Genomic DNA, 16,004 nt, shown 5'->3' with positions numbered 1-16,004 from the left:
ACTGAGCGTGCACAAGCCGTTCCGTGGGGGAAAGCGGGCGCAACGTCCCCTTCTTCTGGACCGTTCCATCGGTATAGTGGCCCGGTCCCACGCTTCGTGCGCGGCGCGCTAGGAACCGGCGGCCCCGCCGGACCCCCCAGGGCCGTGGCGGTGCGTAATGTTCTCGGTGTGGGCGGTACGTGATGCGGGAGGACGTAGGCGAGGTGACCACAAGCCTCCAGCGCCCGGAAACCAGCAAGAGCCGGAGCAGCATGCCGTACGACAGTTTCGAGTGGCAGCAGGAGCCGCCACCCAGCAACGGCATACCCAGATCCGCGTGGACCCGCTCCCACCGCCGACTGTCGCGCTGGCACCGGCCGTACACGTTGGTCCTGATCGTCCTGGACTTCGTCTCGGCGATCCTGGCCAGCGCCCTTGCCGTCACCTTCATCCAGAAGGCGGACTCCGGCTTCTCCGACCGGGTGCACGTGTTCTACTTCGTCGCCTTCGTCGCGCTGCCGCTGGGCTGGATCTTCACGCTCTGGGCCAACGGCAGCTACGACCGCCGCTACCTGGGGCTGGGCAGCGAAGAGTTCAAACGGGTCTTCCGCTCCTCCATCACGGTCGTGGCCGCGGTCTCGCTGCTGGCCTTCGGCACGCGCACCCAGCTCTCCCGCGTGACGGTGGCCTACGTCTGCGTGGCCGCGCTGATCTTCATCCTGTTCTGCCGTTACTCGGCCCGGCAGGTGCTGCACGTGGCCCGGCGGCGCACCGGTCACGGCGCGCACCGGATGATCCTGATGGGCACCCTGCCCGAGGCCCTCGAGGTCTACACGGCCGTCACCCGCAGCCCCGCCGCCGGCCTCATCCCGGTGGCCATCCACCTCACCGACGGCTACTCCGCGGCCAGAGGCATCGAGACCCCCGTGCCCGTCTACGCCGGCCGTGACGTGCTCGCCCTGGTCCGCGAGGTCGGCGGGGACACGATCGCGGTCTGCGGCTCGGCCAGCGCCGAGCCCGGCGAGCTGCGCCGGCTGGCCTGGGCCCTGGAGGGCACCGGCGTCGACCTGGTGGTCGCCCCGCAGCTCACCGACATCGCCGGCCCGCGCGTGCACATCCGCCCGATCGAGGGCCTGCCGCTGCTGCACGTCGAGGAGCCGACGCTCTCCGGCCCCGGCTGGCTGGCCAAGAACCTGCTCGACCGGGTCGCCGCCTTCTTCGGCCTGCTCCTGCTCAGCCCGGTCCTGGCCGTGATCGCCATCGGCATCAAGATGGCCAGCCCCGGACCGGTCTTCTTCCGCCAGCCCCGGGTCGGCCACGAGGGTCACACCTTCCGGGTGTGGAAGTTCCGGACCATGGACGTGGACGCCGAGGAGCGCAAGGCCACGCTGGAGGAGCTCAACGAGGCCGACGGCATGCTCTTCAAGATGAAGGAGGATCCCCGGATCTTCCGGTTCGGGAGCAAGCTGCGGGCCACCTCGCTGGACGAGCTGCCCCAGCTGATCAACGTGCTCAAGGGCGAGATGTCGCTGGTCGGACCGCGCCCGCTGCCCGCCGACGACGGCGACTACCTGGGTGACGTGCGGCGCCGGCTGCTGGTGCGCCCGGGCATCACCGGCCTGTGGCAGGTGTCGGGGCGCTCGGACCTGTCCTGGGACGAGGCGGTCCGGCTGGACCTCTACTACGTCGACAACTGGTCGCTCACGTACGACTTGGGCATCCTCTGGCGGACCATCTGGGTAGTGCTGAAGCGCAAGGGCGCGTATTAACTCCCTGAGCTGGTTTTTCCGGAACTTTCCGGTCAGGATGCGTGCGTGGCTGGTCAGGTCGGCAGTGTGCTGGCGGTTCTTGCCGTGCTGGCCGCCCTGGTCGGTGCGGTCGTCGCCGTGCTGCGGCTCCGGGCCCGGCGAGGAATCGCCACGGCGGGACAGCGAGCCACGTACGACGTCCTGCACACCGCCTCCCTGGCCGCCGAGCCGCTGCGTACCGGCCTGACCCCGTCGTCGGCCGCCAAGGCCGCACGGCATCTGCGGCGCCTGGTCGGCGCGCCCGGGCTCACCGTCGCCGACGGCGAGCGGTGCCTGGCCTTCGACGGGCGCGGCGGGCACCACAGCGCCCAGTTCACCGCGGCGGCCGACCGGGCCGTCCGGGCCAACCGGTCGATCGTGCTGGGCGGCGCCGACCTGCCCTGCGACCGGATGGACTGCGTGGTGCGCGGTGCGGTCGTCGCCCCACTGACCGGCGCGGACGGGCAGGCCGTGGCCGCTCTGGTGGCCGTGGCCGACGATCAGCCCGCGCCCGGCCTGGTCCAGGCCACCATGGAGACCGCGCGCTGGGCCAGCTCCCAGCTCGCCCTGGCCGAGCTGGACTCCTCCCGCGAGCGGCTGGCCCGCGCCGAGGTGCGCGCCCTGCGCGCCCAGATCAGCCCGCACTTCATCTACAACGCGCTGACCGCCATCGCATCGTTCGTGCGCACCGACCCGGAACGCGCCCGCGAGCTGATCCTGGAGTTCGCCGAGTTCACCCGCTACTCGTTCCGCGCGCACGGCGACTTCACCACCCTGGCCGAGGAACTGCGCTCGATCGACCGGTACCTGACCATCGAACGGGCCCGGTTCGGCGACCGCCTCCAGGTCCGCCTGCAGATCGCGCCCGAGGTGCTACCGGTCGGCCTGCCGTTCCTGTGCCTGCAACCGCTGGTGGAGAACGCGGTCCGGCACGGACTGTCGCGTAAGCCGGGCGTCGGTATGGTGAGCATCGAGGCCCGGGACGCGGGTGCCGAATGCCACATCACGGTCGAGGACGACGGGGTCGGCATGGACCCGGCGGTGCTCGCGGCGGGCATCGCCGAGGCGGTCAACGCCCGCGACGACGACGCCGGGCAGCACGTCGGGCTCTCGAACGTGGACGAGCGGTTGCGCTCGGTGTTCGGGGACCACTTCGGGCTGGTGGTGGAGACCGCGCCGGGCGCGGGGACGAAAGTGAGCATGCGGGTGCCGAAATTCCATCCCGGGGTACGGGCATGAGCCTCGTCGTGCTGGCCGTGGATGATGAGCCGCCCGCCCTGGACGAGCTCGCGTACCTGCTCAACGCCGATGACCGGGTCGCCTTCGTGCACCGCGCCGGCGACGCCACCGAGGCGCTGCGGGTCCTGCGGGACACCGAGGTCGACGCGGTGTTCCTGGACATCCGGATGCCCGGGCTGGACGGCATGGAGCTGGCCCGGATCCTGCACCGCTTCGCCCGGCCACCGGCGATCGTGTTCGTGACCGCGTACGACGACGGCGCGGTGGACGCGTTCGACCTGGGTGTGACCGACTACGTCCGCAAGCCGGTGCGCTCCGAACGGCTGGGCGAGTCCCTGCGCCGCGTCGCCGGGCTGCGCGCCACCCCGCCGCCGACCCCGGCGAAGCCGCAGGACGAGCCCAGCATCCCGGTCGAGCTGGCCGGGACCACCCGGATGCTGCCCCGCTCGTCGGTGCGCTGGGTCGAGGCGCAGGGCGACTACGCCCGGCTGCACACGATCGACGCGTCCCACCTGGTCCGGGTGTCGCTGGCGACGCTGGCCGAGCGCTGGGCGGACGCCGGTTTCGTCCGTATCCACCGCTCGTACCTGGTGCAGCTGCGCCTGGTCGCGGAGCTGCGCCTGACCCAGTCGGGTTACGTCGTGGCGATAGACGGCGCCGAGCTGCCGGTGAGCCGGCGCCACACCCGGGAGCTGAAGGACAAGCTCATCCGCGCCGCGAAACACGACTGGACCCGCTGAATCCCCCGTTCACCCCCATCGGATCCACAGGGTTATCCACAAGCCCACAGCGTTATCCCCAGAGTTATCCACAGGCCGATCATCTTCACAGGTTATCCACAAAGCCACCCCCGCGCCTGCACGACTGGTCAATAGGCTGCTCGGCGCGGGGCAGATCGGCAGTCACGGGGGCATGCCGGCCTTGCACCGGCCACGCACGATGCGGGCGGAGCAGAGGGGGCGCTGTGACGGCAAAGAGGGTCCTCGTGGTCGAGGACGAACGCACCATCGCCGAGGCGGTGGCGGCCCGGCTGCGCGCGGAGGGCTTCACGGTCGACATCGCCGGCGACGGCCCCAGCGCGGTCGATGCCGCCCGGCGCACCCGGCCGGACGCGATCGTCCTCGACGTCATGCTGCCCGGCTTCGACGGTCTCGAGGTGTGCCGGCGCATCCAGGCCGAACGCGGCGTACCGGTCCTCATGCTCACAGCCCGCGACGACGAGACCGACCTGCTGGTCGGCCTGGCGGTCGGCGCGGACGACTACCTCACCAAGCCGTTCTCGATGCGCGAGCTCACCGCCCGGGTGCACGCCCTGCTCCGCCGGGCCGACCGCAGCACCGCCCCGAGCGACCCCACCCCGGCGGAGTCGCAGCTGCTGCGCTTCGGCGACCTGGAGATCAACCTGGCCGAGCGCCGCGTCCAGCGGGCCGGCGTCGAGGCCAAGCTGACCCCCACGGAGTTCGACCTGCTCGTGCACCTGGCCGGTCGGCCCCGCACGGTGCTGCCGCGGGAGCGGCTGCTCGCCGACGTGTGGGGCTGGGCCGATGCCTCGGGCACCCGCACGGTCGACAGCCACATCAAGGGCCTGCGCCGCAAGCTGGGCGCCGACCTGATCCGCACGGTCCACGGCGTCGGGTACGCCCTGGAAGTCGAACGATGAACTCCCGGGTGCTCAGCCGCCTGCTGCGCTGGGTGTCGCTGCCGCTGAGCCTGGCCCTCGGCTGGCTGGCCCCAGCGCTCGGCCTGCTGCCCCGCCCGCTCGACCCGGTCCGCTCGATCAAGGCGAAGCTGTCGGTGGCGCTCGGCCTGGCCGGGGGCGTCGGCCTGCTGATCTTCTGGTGGAGCCTCGACTTCATGCGCGTGGAGCTGTCCTGGTTCGCGATCGCGGTCGCCCTGGGGCTGGTCACCTTGCAGGTGGCGGCGCACGGCACCACGGTCCCGCTGCGGGAGATGACCGACGCGGCCCGGGCGATGGCCCGCGGCGACTACACCCGCCGGGTCCGCGCCACGTCCCGTGACGAGATCGGCGAGCTGGCCACAGCGTTCAACCAGATGGCCGCGGACCTGGCCGCGGCGGACAGGCAACGCCGCGAGCTGATCGCCAACGTCTCGCACGAACTCCGCACCCCGATCACCGCCCTGCGCGGCCTCCTGGAGAACATCGTCGACGGCGTCTCCGACGCCGAGCCGGAAACCATGCGCACCGCCCTGACCCAGACCGAACGCCTGGGCCGCCTGGTGACCGAGCTGCTCGATCTGTCCCGCCTGGATGCCGGCGTCGTCCCGCTGGCCAGCGCGCCGATCGACGTCCGGAGCTTCCTGAACGACGTGATCCGCGAAGCAATCGTGAACGCGGACGGCGCCGGCCACGACGTCCAGTTCGTGGTCGCAGCCCCGGCCCTGCGCATAGAAGGCGACCGCGAACGCCTGCACCAGGTCTTCGCCAACCTGCTCGACAACGCGGCCCGGCACAGCCCGCTGGGCGGCACGGTCACCGTCCGGGCCGAACGCCACGACGACCACGTCGTGGTGGCGGTGGCGGACGAGGGCGAAGGCATCCTCCCGGCCGACCGCGACCGGGTCTTCGAACGCTTCACCCGAGGCGAACGGGCCAAGGACGGCGGCACGGGGCTGGGCCTGGCCATCGCCCACTGGGTGGTCCAGCTCCACGGCGGAACGATCGCCGTCGTCGACCCGGCCCGGCCCCCGACCGCCAACCCACCGGGGACGACCGTGCAGGCGCAGCGGCCGGGCTGCCTGATCCACGTGACTCTGCCCTTGCAGCCGGTCCGTCCTTCGCTCTCCTGACGCAGTTCGGCTCTCACCCTCCTGAAGGGGGACTTCACCGTGTCCGAAAACCAAGCCCCGACGCCTGAGAACGATCCGGCCGGCGCACCTGATCACTCAGCGGGTGACCAGGCCACTGCTTCTTCGGCCGGGCCGAGCGACGCCGCCTCGGCTTCGCCGACCGGACCCGGCCCGGCAGCCGCACCAGGCGTGGCTCAGACGAAGCGGGTGGCCACCCCCGAATGGATCCGGGCACAGACCGCCGACCAACCCGGCGCCCCCGCAAGCCGCCCTGCCCCGGCGACCGCCCAGAAAAGTCACCCACAACCTGCCCACCCGGCCGCGCTGCCGGTGGCTCAACTGCACGGACCATGGGCCGACGTATCCCTGTTCGGCAAACGCTGGCCCGGCCCCACCCGTCCGGCCTCCCGCGCAACCATCGTCGCCCTCCTGGCCGCCGCCGCGGTGGCCGCCCTCAGCGTCCCTCTCGACCGCGCCGGCGTGGGCTGGTTCGTCACCGCCATCGCCGGCGTCGCCGCCCTCGTCATCGCCCGCGTCGTGCCCGATCCCGAGCCCAGAACCACCGGCCCCGCCCCGCTCGTCCGCCGCGGCCCCCGAGCCCTCAGCAACGACCGCTTCTTCTGGTCAGCAGCCACCGTCGCCCTGCTCGCGGTCGGCACGTTCCGGGCCGCGGGCTGGCTCTTCTTCCTCTGCCTGTGCACCGCCGTGGTCACCGGCGCCCTGGCCGTGGCCGGTGGGCGATCCTTGCGGGCCATGGTCGTCGCCGTGCTCATGGCTCCTCTCGCGAGCTTCCGCGCTCTTCCCTGGGTCCGGCGCGGGCTCGCCGCCGCGCGTACGAAGGGTGGCGGCAAGGGTCTACGGGTCGCCGCCACGGTTTCCGTCTCGGTCGCCCTTCTTGTCGTCTTCGGGTCCTTGTTCGCCTCGGCCGATGCCGCTTTCGCCGATCTGGTCGGCCGGGCGATGCCCGACATCAACGGTGTCACCGTTTTCCGCTGGGTCTTCGTCTTCGCCGTCACAGCGTTCGCGCTCGGCGGCGCCGCGTATCTGCGGGCCGCGCCGCCGGATCTCGACGGGCTGGAGCGGCCCGGTGGTCGCCGGGTCGCCCGGCTCGAGTGGGCAGTGCCGTTGACGTTGCTGGTGCTGCTGTTCGCCATGTTCGTCGCCGTGCAGCTGACCGTCCTGTTCGGAGGGTCGAAGCATGTTCTGGACACCGACGGCCTGACCTACGCCGAGTACGCCCGCGGCGGCTTCTGGCAGCTGCTGGTCGTCACCGGCCTGACGCTCGTGGTTCTCGCCGGGGCGGCCCGCTGGGCTCCGCGGGACACCGGCACCGACCACGTCCTGATCCGCGTGATCCTCGGCGCTCTCTCCCTGCTCACCCTGGTCGTGGTCGCCTCGGCCACGCATCGCATGGACCTCTATGCCGACACGTACGGCCTGACCCGGCTGCGCCTGCTCGTCTCGCTCTGCGAGGTGTGGCTCGGCCTGGTCTTCGTGCTCATCCTGATCGCGGGCATCCGGCTCACCGCGCGGTGGCTGCCCCGGGCCGTGGTCGCCGCCGGGGTGCTGGCGCTGCTCGGCCTGGCCGGCGCCAACCCGGACCGGCTGATCGCCGACCACAACGTCACCCGGTACGAGCAGACCGACCGCATCGACACCCGCTACCTGTCGAACCTTTCCGCCGACGCCGTCCCGGCCCTGGACCGGCTGACCGGCACCAACCGGAACTGCGTGCTGGCCCCGATCGCCGCCGACCTCGAGCAGAACGAGGACGACTGGCGCGGCTGGAATCTGGGCCGGCAGCAGGCCCGGGACCTGCTGGCCCACCGGCCGGCGCCGGCACCGAGGAGTTGCCCGGGCGACTACCCCTCGTACTGAGACTGGAGCTCAAGCCTGGTTCGTTCATGACATCGGTGTGCAGCGGCCTCGGTGGGCTGCTGCCAGCCTTACGCGGCAGCCGATCCGACGGCCTGATGGCCAGGCCCATACTTCGCATCAGCGGCAGCGCAGCGGATCCGCTCGACAGCCGCTCTGGCGTCGGCCACCAGCGGCGACAACTCCGGCCACCACTCGTGCGTTACCGGCAGGAGGGCGTGCAGGAGTTGCGCCTCGGTCATTTCGCCTCCCCGGCTGATGGCCTTGCGAGCTTGGTGGACGGCGTCAAACGCGCGCTGCTCGGCTGGCTCGTAAGGCCAGTCGTGGCAGTAGTGCAGTTCGTCAACGCTGTCGAAAAGCTCCCGAGCGGCGGCAAGGATCTCGTCGGCCAGCGTCAGTTGCCGCGCCCGGTGCAGCCATGTGTAGCCGCCTCGCGCGGCGTGCTTGGGGCGATGAGTCGTGTCGGAATTTCCCCGCATCCCCGCGGGGGACTCGCGGAGGGACCACTTGAGGATCTGCGACATGAGAGATCTCCGTCTCTGTCTCGGTTGATGCGTTGGCTATCGATGACGAAGGAAGGCACAGCAGGCACGCCATACCAGGAACCCAACCGCAGCGGCAGCGCTCAGCGTGATGACGGGGTGGGTTCCTTCCAGATGAAAGAGCGCCCATGCGCAGAAGACCCCACCGATTGTGCAGACGGTGCTGACCAGCAGATTCGCCACCGGCAGCAGGCTGCCCTTGACGCCCAACGAGATCCGACCGGTTACATCGCCGGTGCCGGCCTCGATATGGAGCCGCTCAAGGAATTCCTCCCGAAGAGCCGGAGAGGGAGCTTCGCGGGACAGGTCCATCTCTCGCCCTGCCTCGGGCTCACCGCTACCGCTGATCGCCATCGACTGCCCTTCGTGCCGGTTAACTACGGACTGCTGTCTTCAGTCAGGCAGGAGGCACCCGATGAAGGTCATCGAGGCACAGCATACACACAAAGTGACATAGACGGGCGCACGTCTGATGCGATTCGTATGACTGAAACGCGTACCCACCGGTAACGATATGCTCGCGCCGCGCGCCCCCGCGCCCGTTGCGACCTATGCGAACACGCCGCCAACTCTGACATGGGGGTACGACACAAACTTGGACCAGCGAACTGGACCCAGCGTGCTAGCAGCCAAAACTCCCCTGATGCATGGTCAACTTGAGCGTCTTGCCGCTAACGTGAGCGCCGCACGCGTCCACGACGTATGTACAGATGGACCGATCCAGGGGGTGTCTCGTGCAGCACTTAGTGACCGCAGGATTACCAAAGGATCACCTGGTGTGGCACGATTACAGCCATGCACCAAACGCGTGACTCTGGGTAATGGAAGGGCCGACGCCCGATGCCACCGGACGCCGACCCATTGCCCACTCACTTCGGCAACAAAGGAGTAGGCGAGATGAGTTTGCTACACAACGTGCCCGAAGAGACACAGGGAGGCAGCGTGGACGACGAAGCGGACACCGCGGCAGCCCGTCCTCGGCGGAACCGAAGTGGCCCGCCATCGGGCCCTGGCCAGGCTGAAGCCTCAACGGGTGGCTCTTTGACACGGGTCACTGCCAACTTCACACCTCGCGCAATGGCAGCTTTAGAAAGAGTTGCCTCCGAAACGGGCGATTCCAAGACAGACGTCTTGAACCGTGCGGTGATGGTTTACCAAGCGTTCCTTGAGTTGACCGATCAGGGCAATGGATCACTTCAAGTGCTCCACCCGGACGGTTCTCGGGAGCGGTTGCGCTTCTTGGGGTGAGATCCACGCGAGCCGGACGCTGCGCCGGTGGCCGACCAATGCCGTTCGGTCCTCGGCGCGCCCGGAACTCGCCGCGCTGAGGACAACCTTGACATCGGCGCGGCGGCGGCAAGACTGCCGGGCATGGACGGCGACCCGACCGACGGCACCAAGGTACGGCGTACCCGCGTCGTCCTCGGCGAGGCAGCCGCGCGCCGGCCCGCGCCCGACCCCGCGCGGGCCGACCTCGCCGAGCAGACGCCGGTCGGCGAGGCCCTGGTCAAGGGGCTGGTACGGGCCCAGCTGGCGCTCGCCCTGCGACTCTCGCTGGTCGTGGTGACCGGCCTCGGCGCGCTGCCGCTGCTGTTCGCCGTGGCGCCCGCGGTCGGCCGGGCCAAACTGCTCGGCGTCAACCTGCCCTGGCTGCTGCTGGGCCTGCTCTCCTTCCCGTTCCTGATCGGGGTCGGCTGGGCCTACGTGCGCTGGGCCGAACGCAACGAGCAGGACTTCACCGCCGTCATCAACAGGCCGGAAGGGTGAACCCGTACGTCGTCCCGGGGCTGCTCCTGGTCGTGGGCATCACGGTCGGGATCGGCGCGTACGGGCTGCGTTTCGCCCGCACCACCTCCGACTTCCTGGTCGCCTCCCGCTCGGTCAGCCCCAGCTGGAACGCCGCCGCGATCAGTGGCGAATACCTGTCCGCGGCGTCCTTCCTCGGCGTCGCCGGCCTGGTGCTGCGCTACGGCGTCGACGTGCTCTGGTATCCCGTCGGGTTCGCGGCCGGCTATCTCGCCCTGCTGCTGTTCGTCGCCGCCCCGCTGCGCCGATCAGGTGCGTTCACCCTGCCCGACTTCTGCCAGGTGCGGCTGCGGTCGCCGGTGCTGCGCCGGCTCGCCACCGTCTTCGTCGTCTTCATCGGCTGTCTCTACCTGGTGCCGCAGCTGCAGGGCGCCGGCCTGACGTTCACCACGGTCACCGGCGGCCGGTACGAGTGGGGTGCGCTGCTCGTCGGTCTCGTCGTCACCGCCAACGTGGCGCTGGGCGGGATGCGGGCGATCACCTTCGTGCAGGCGTTCCAGTACTGGTTGAAGCTGACCGCTCTGGCCGTACCGGTGATCTTCCTGGTCATGCAGTGGCAGTCGGACGGGCGCCCGGCCGTGACGCCCCCGGCCGGCCCGACGTTCGCGGCGACCACGACCGTGACCTTCACCGAAGCGGCGACCCTCAGGCTGCCCGACGGCTCGCAGAGCCGGGTCGCCGAGGGCGAGGAGCGCACCTTCGCCGCCGGTGAGGCCGTGCCCGAGGTCAGCTCCGTCGACGACAACCGCGGCGCCGGCTGGCTGCTGCCCGGCGGTGACACCACGCTGTTCGGCACCTATTCGCTGATCCTGGCCACCTTCCTGGGGACGATGGGTCTGCCGCACGTGCTGGTCCGCTTCTACACCAACCCCGACGGCGCTTCGGCCCGGCGCACGACCCTGGTGGTGCTCGCCCTGGTCGGCTGCTTCTACCTGCTGCCCACCCTGTACGGCGTCCTCGGCCGGATCTACACCCCGCAGCTGCTGATGACCGGCCGCACCGACGCCGTGGTGCTGCTCCTGCCCGAGGCGGCGCTCGGCGGCGGACACCTGGGCCAGTTCCTCGGCGCCCTGGTCACCGCCGGCGCCCTGGCTGCGTTCCTGTCCACCTCGTCGGGCCTGCTCACCAGCGTCGCCGGGGTGGTCTTCACCGACATCCTGCACGCCGACCGGGGTGGTTCCGTGCGGGACTTCCGGCTGGCCACCGTGCTCGCCGCCATCGTGCCGATGGCACTGTCGATCTACGTCGCCAACATGGATGTCTCGCGCGTGGTCGGGCTGGCCTTCGCCGTGGCCGCGTCGAGTTTCTGCCCGCTGCTGGTGCTCGGCATCTGGTGGCGGGGGCTCACCGACGTCGGCGCGGTGGCGGGGATCCTGGCCGGCGGCGGCGCCGCGATGGCCGCGGTGCTGATCACGGTGCTCGGGCCGCCGCTGTCCGGCTGGCCGGCGCAGCTGATCGAGCAGCCCGCGGCCTGGACCGTGCCGTTGGCGTTCCTGGTCATGGTGGTCGGTTCGCTGGTGAGCAAACGCCGGGTGCCGGCCGACATCGGGGCGACCATGCTGCGGTTGCACGCCCCGGAGTCGCTGCGTCTCTGAGGATGACCCTTAACAATATTTAAGAAACCTGTCTGAACTCTTCGCGGTGCCCGCCCCGTAGCTAACGATGCTGCAACGGGGCAGCCGGACGAACGCGGAGGAGCGCTGCATGTACCGCAGGAACAGGATGAGCGGCCGGGCCCGGAAACTGCTGATCGGCGTGGCGGCCGCGACACTGGCCGGCGGGGCGTTCGCGGTGAGCACCGGCATGAGCAGCGCGGGCGAGAACTGCGCGGGCCTGGACGGCGCCCTGCGCAACAACCTGGACTTCATCGCCGGTCAGCGGGCCAACCCGGACGCCCTCTCGGACGCGCGCATCGCCAACCGGCAGGCCGTCGTCGACCTGATCAACCAGCGCCGCGCGACCGCCGGCTGCACCGGCAACGTGCAGGCCGCACCGACGAGGGCGGCCACCAAGCCGCCGACGAAGGCCCCGGCCCAGGCCCCCACCAAGGCCGCCCCGACCAAGGCGCCGGCCGGCGGGGCAGCCACCGGCGACGTCGTCTGCAAGGGCTCGACCGTGACCCTGTCCGGTGAGGGCGGCGCACCGGCGGCGTCCAGCGGTACGTTCCCGATCGGCACCACGCTCAAGGTGACGAACCTCGACAACAACAAGAGCATCACCGTCAAGGTGGCGACCCCGTCGGGCAGTTGCGTGCTGCTCAACAACGCCGCCTTCGAGGAGGTCCGCGAGGCGGGCAAGTTCCTCATCCGGCGCGCTGTGATCGAACGGGTGGGATGAACGGGGGTCCACCCTTTCCAGGTGTGACAAGTGGCCCGGACCATCCGCAGGGGTGGCCCGGGCCGCTGACCAACCGTTAGGTTCGGGGGCATGACGGTCCCCCACCAGCGCCTGAGCCCGGATCCGGCGCTCGCGCTGCGTGGTCTCGTCAAGCGGTTCGACACCAAGCTGGCGGTGGCGGGCATCGATCTCGACGTGCCGGCCGGCTCGTTCTTCGGTCTGCTCGGCCCGAACGGCGCCGGCAAGACCACCACCCTGTCGATGGCCGTCGGCCTGCTGCGGCCCGACGCGGGCCAGGCCCGGATCCTGGGGTACGACGTGTGGGCCGACCCAGCCGCGGCGAAGGCCCGGATCGGCGTGCTGCCCGACGGCGTACGCCTCTTCGACCGGCTCACCGGCACCGAGTTGCTGGCGTACCACGGCCTGTTGCGCGGGATGGACGCCGACGTCGTCGATCAGCGCTCTGCCGAGCTGCTGGACGTCCTGGCTCTGGGCGCGGACAACCGCACCCTGGTCGTCGACTACTCCGCGGGCATGAAGAAGAAGATCGGCCTGGCCTGTGCCATGTTGCACGCGCCCCGGCTGCTGGTGCTGGACGAGCCGTTCGAGGCGGTCGACCCGGTGTCCGCCGCGCTGATCCGCGACATCCTGCAGCGTTATGTCTCCGGCGGCGGCACGGTCGTCTTCTCCAGTCACGTCATGGCCGTGGTCGAGCGGCTGTGCAGCCACGTCGCGATCCTCGCCGACGGCACGATCCGGCTGGGTGGCACGCTCGCGGAGGTCCGCGGGGAGCGCTCGCTGGAGGACGTCTTCGTCGAGGTCGTCGGCGGCCGGACAGCGACCGGGTCGGAACTCGCGTGGCTGTAGGCGTCCGGCACTTCGTCAAGCTGAAGCTGCGCATCACCGCGAACGGCCTGCGGGGTCAGACCTGGCGGGTGGCCCTGTTCGTGCTCGGGGCGGTCCTCGCCGCGTGCGCCGCGGTCGGCGGATACGCCCTGTTCAGCCTGCCCGGCCTGCTCGGTGAGCAGCGGGCCGCCGAGGTGGCCCTGCCGCTGGCCGGCGGTCTGCTCGTGCTGGGCTGGCTGTTCCTGCCCCTGGTCTTCTTCGGCGTGGACGAGTCACTCGATCCGGCCCGCTTCGCGCTGCTGCCGTTGCCCCGGCGCACGCTGATCCGCGGCCTGTTCGTCGCGTCGCTGGCCGGGGTGCCCGCGCTGGCCACGTTCATCGGGACGCTGGGCATGGTCGACTCGGCGGCGCGGCTCGGCGGCCCGGGTGCCGGCCTCGTCCAGTTCGTCGGCGTGGTGACCGGCATCCTGCTCTGCGCGGCGATCAGCCGGTCGCTGACCAGTGCCTTCGCGACGGCGCTGCGGTCGCGGCGGGCCCGCGATCTGGCCACCGTGCTGCTCGCCTGTGTCGCCGCGCTGCTCGGGCCGCTGCAACTGGCCGCGCTCGCCGGGGCCGAGAACGCCGACTGGACCGGCATCGCCCGGGTGGCCGACGTCGTCGCCTGGACCCCGTTCGGGGCGCCGTACAGCATGGGCCTGGACGTTGCCGCGGGCCGGCTGTGGGCCGTACCGGTGAAGCTTGTTCTGGTCCTGGCCACGATCGGCCTGTTGCTGTGGTGGTGGTCGGCGACCCTCGAACGCGCGATGCTCGGCTCGGTCGGCCGGTCCGCCCGCCGGGAGCGGGTGGCTTCGGCGCGCAAGCCGGTCGCCCAGCTCGTGCCGGCCTGGCTGCCCCGCACCCGGTTCGGCGCGCTGACCGCCCGCGAGATGCGGTACTGGTGGCGCGAGACGCGGCGGCGGGCCAGCCTCATCACCTTCAGCGTGGTGGGCATCTTCCTGCCCGTCTTCATCGGCGTGAGCAGCGGCACCGCCGGCGCCCCGACCGGCATGCTGATCTTCGTCGGCGCGCTGGCCGCGGTGAGCCTGGCCAACCAGTTCGGCTTCGAGGGCAGTGCCTACGCGGCCAACGTCGTGGCCGGCGTCCCCGGTCGGCTCGAGCTGACCTCGCGGGTCGCCGGCTTCTCCGTGTACGTGGTCCCGTCGCTGCTGGTGATCGCCATCGTCGTGGGCGTCGCCGTGGGTCGCCCGGAGACGATCCCCGCCCTGGTCGGCATGCTGGCCGCGGCGTACGGCGTCGGCCTCGCCCTGGTCCTGCCGATCTCGGTCCGGGTCGCCTACGCCCTGCCCGACACGGCCAACCCGTTCGCCCTGTCCTCGGGCGGCGGCATGGCCAAGGGCCTGCTGACCTTCGCGGCCCTGTTCGGCGCGGCGCTGATCACCGTGCCGATGCAGCTCGTCGCATTCCTGGCCCATGACGTCTGGCTGTGGGTCGGCCTGCCGCTGGGCCTGGTCTACGGCGGCGGCGCCCTGCTGCTCGGGCTCCACCTGGCCGGTCCGATGCTGGACAGGCGGATGCCCGAGCTGCTGGCCACGGTGACCGCACGTCAGTAGAGGGTGCCCATCGCCTCCCGTACCTCTTGCAGGGTCTGGTCCGCGACGGCGTTGGCCCGCGCGTTGCCGGCCCGCAGCACGTCCCGCACCAGTCCCGGTTCCTGCGCGTACGCGGCCCGCCGCGCCCGCATCGGCGCCAGGAACTCGTTGACCGCCTCGGTGACCATCCGTTTCAGGGCGGCGGCCCCGGCGGCACCGATCGTCGCGGCCACCTCGTGCGGGTCCTGTTCCAGACACAGCGCGGCGAGCTGCACGAGCCCGGACACCTCCGGCCGCGCCTGCGGGTCGAAGGTGATGTGCCGGTCGGCGTCGGTCTTGGCGCCGCGGATCAGCCGGGCGGTCTCGTCCGCGGTGGCGGACAGGGCGATCGCGTTGCCGCGGCTCTTGCTCATCTTCGTCCCGTCGGTGCCCAGCAGCAGCGGCGCGGCGCCCAGCAGCGCCTCGGGCACCGGGAAGACCGGCCCGTAGCGCTCGTTGAACCGCCGGGCCACCGTCCGGGTGACCTCGACGTGCGGCAGCTGATCCTGGCCGACCGGCACCAGATTGCCCTTGCAGAACAGAATGTCGGCGGCTTGATGCACCGGGTAGGTGAACATCAGCCCGCTGACCGAGCTCTGGCGGGAGTGCGCGATCTCGTCCTTGACGGTCGGGTTGCGTTGCAGCTCGGGCACGCTGACCAGGCTGAGGAACGGCAGGACGAGCTGGTTGAGGGCCGGCACCGCGCTGTGCGTGAAGATCGTCGCCCGGTCCGGGTCGAGCCCGGCGGCCAGGTAGTCGAGGATCAGCCCCTCGACCGTGGGCACGAGCCGTTCAGCCACGTCGCGGTCAGTCAGCACCTGGTAGTCGGCGACCACCACAACCAGGTCGACGCCGCTGCGCTGGAGGCGGACCCGGTTGCGCAGGGTGCCGAAGTAGTGGCCGAGGTGCAGCGGCCCGGTGGGCCGGTCACCGGTCAGCACGCGGAAGTCGCCGGGGCGCGCGGCGATCCGGTCCTCGAGGCTCAGTGTCTGGATGGTCATCTCTGTCTCCTGGGAGGTCGTGGACGACCCGGGAAACACAGAACGGGCCGTCCGATGGGACGGCCCGCGCGTGCGGAAGTGGCAGCCGTCGCTAGGACGGGCGCCAGCTCTGCGGGCACGCGGTGTTCACGCGACCGATATTACCGCCGCGGGCGG

Annotated in this window: 14 protein-coding genes; 11 read left to right on the top strand and 3 right to left on the bottom strand. The window is 71.0% G+C overall.

The annotated features are described in order from the left end of the window. The first annotated feature begins 251 nt into the window (after window positions 1-251). From ACWEOZ_RS11265 to ACWEOZ_RS11240, 6 genes are all read left to right on the top strand, one after another. On the top strand, window positions 252-1,748 hold the full coding sequence (locus ACWEOZ_RS11265; protein ID WP_451910768.1) for a sugar transferase: 1,497 nt from the start codon (window positions 252-254) through the stop codon (window positions 1,746-1,748). A 45-nt stretch (window positions 1,749-1,793) separates the two neighbouring features. Continuing rightward, complete coding sequence (locus ACWEOZ_RS11260; protein WP_433723206.1) at window positions 1,794-3,005, top strand: histidine kinase; 1,212 nt, start codon at window positions 1,794-1,796, stop codon at window positions 3,003-3,005. After that, window positions 3,002-3,745, top strand: coding sequence for a LytR/AlgR family response regulator transcription factor (locus ACWEOZ_RS11255; protein ID WP_451910604.1), 744 nt, complete (start codon window positions 3,002-3,004; stop codon window positions 3,743-3,745). Before ACWEOZ_RS11260 ends, ACWEOZ_RS11255 begins: the two co-directional genes overlap by 4 nt. 224 nt (window positions 3,746-3,969) lie before the next feature. Further along, window positions 3,970-4,665, top strand: coding sequence for a response regulator transcription factor (locus ACWEOZ_RS11250; protein WP_451910603.1), 696 nt, complete (start codon window positions 3,970-3,972; stop codon window positions 4,663-4,665). Further along, on the top strand, window positions 4,662-5,813 hold the full coding sequence (locus ACWEOZ_RS11245; protein WP_451910602.1) for a sensor histidine kinase: 1,152 nt from the start codon (window positions 4,662-4,664) through the stop codon (window positions 5,811-5,813). Before ACWEOZ_RS11250 ends, ACWEOZ_RS11245 begins: the two co-directional genes overlap by 4 nt. A gap of 330 nt (window positions 5,814-6,143) precedes the next feature. Continuing rightward, complete coding sequence (locus ACWEOZ_RS11240; RefSeq protein WP_451910601.1) at window positions 6,144-7,691, top strand: DUF4153 domain-containing protein; 1,548 nt, start codon at window positions 6,144-6,146, stop codon at window positions 7,689-7,691. A 68-nt stretch (window positions 7,692-7,759) separates the two neighbouring features. Here the strand turns inward: ACWEOZ_RS11240 and ACWEOZ_RS11235 are convergent, their stop codons facing one another. Both ACWEOZ_RS11235 and ACWEOZ_RS11230 read right to left on the bottom strand, forming a co-directional pair. Beyond that, window positions 7,760-8,212 carry a hypothetical protein gene (locus ACWEOZ_RS11235; protein WP_451910600.1) on the bottom strand — a complete coding sequence of 151 codons (453 nt, stop codon included), beginning with the start codon at window positions 8,210-8,212 and terminating at the stop codon, window positions 7,760-7,762. Window positions 8,213-8,248: 36 nt separating this feature from the next. After that, entirely contained in the window at window positions 8,249-8,542 is a 294-nt protein-coding gene (locus ACWEOZ_RS11230) for a hypothetical protein (RefSeq protein WP_451910599.1), read from the bottom strand. A 1,059-nt stretch (window positions 8,543-9,601) separates the two neighbouring features. Here ACWEOZ_RS11230 and ACWEOZ_RS11225 point away from each other — a divergent pair. From ACWEOZ_RS11225 to ACWEOZ_RS11205, 5 genes are all read left to right on the top strand, one after another. Then, window positions 9,602-9,997: a hypothetical protein gene (locus ACWEOZ_RS11225; RefSeq protein WP_360546489.1), complete on the top strand. Its 396-nt coding sequence runs from the start codon at window positions 9,602-9,604 to the stop codon at window positions 9,995-9,997. Then, window positions 9,994-11,631, top strand: coding sequence for a sodium/solute symporter (locus tag ACWEOZ_RS11220; RefSeq protein ID WP_451910598.1), 1,638 nt, complete (start codon window positions 9,994-9,996; stop codon window positions 11,629-11,631). Before ACWEOZ_RS11225 ends, ACWEOZ_RS11220 begins: the two co-directional genes overlap by 4 nt. 109 nt (window positions 11,632-11,740) lie before the next feature. Continuing rightward, window positions 11,741-12,373 carry a hypothetical protein gene (locus ACWEOZ_RS11215; RefSeq protein ID WP_451910597.1) on the top strand — a complete coding sequence of 211 codons (633 nt, stop codon included), beginning with the start codon at window positions 11,741-11,743 and terminating at the stop codon, window positions 12,371-12,373. A 90-nt stretch (window positions 12,374-12,463) separates the two neighbouring features. Further along, complete coding sequence (locus tag ACWEOZ_RS11210; protein WP_451910596.1) at window positions 12,464-13,240, top strand: ABC transporter ATP-binding protein; 777 nt, start codon at window positions 12,464-12,466, stop codon at window positions 13,238-13,240. Continuing rightward, window positions 13,231-14,829: an ABC transporter permease gene (locus tag ACWEOZ_RS11205; protein WP_451910595.1), complete on the top strand. Its 1,599-nt coding sequence runs from the start codon at window positions 13,231-13,233 to the stop codon at window positions 14,827-14,829. The genes ACWEOZ_RS11210 and ACWEOZ_RS11205 overlap by 10 nt, the downstream gene beginning before the upstream one ends. Here ACWEOZ_RS11205 and trpS read toward each other — a convergent pair. Further along, complete coding sequence (gene trpS / locus ACWEOZ_RS11200) at window positions 14,823-15,848, bottom strand: tryptophan--tRNA ligase (RefSeq protein WP_451910594.1); 1,026 nt, start codon at window positions 15,846-15,848, stop codon at window positions 14,823-14,825. The genes ACWEOZ_RS11205 and trpS overlap by 7 nt on opposite strands. Window positions 15,849-16,004: the final 156 nt, after the last annotated feature.

Source organism: Actinoplanes sp. NPDC004185 (assembly GCF_053603475.1).
Note: the sequence above shows the minus strand (reverse complement) of the source record. Positions and strands in the feature narration are given on the sequence as shown.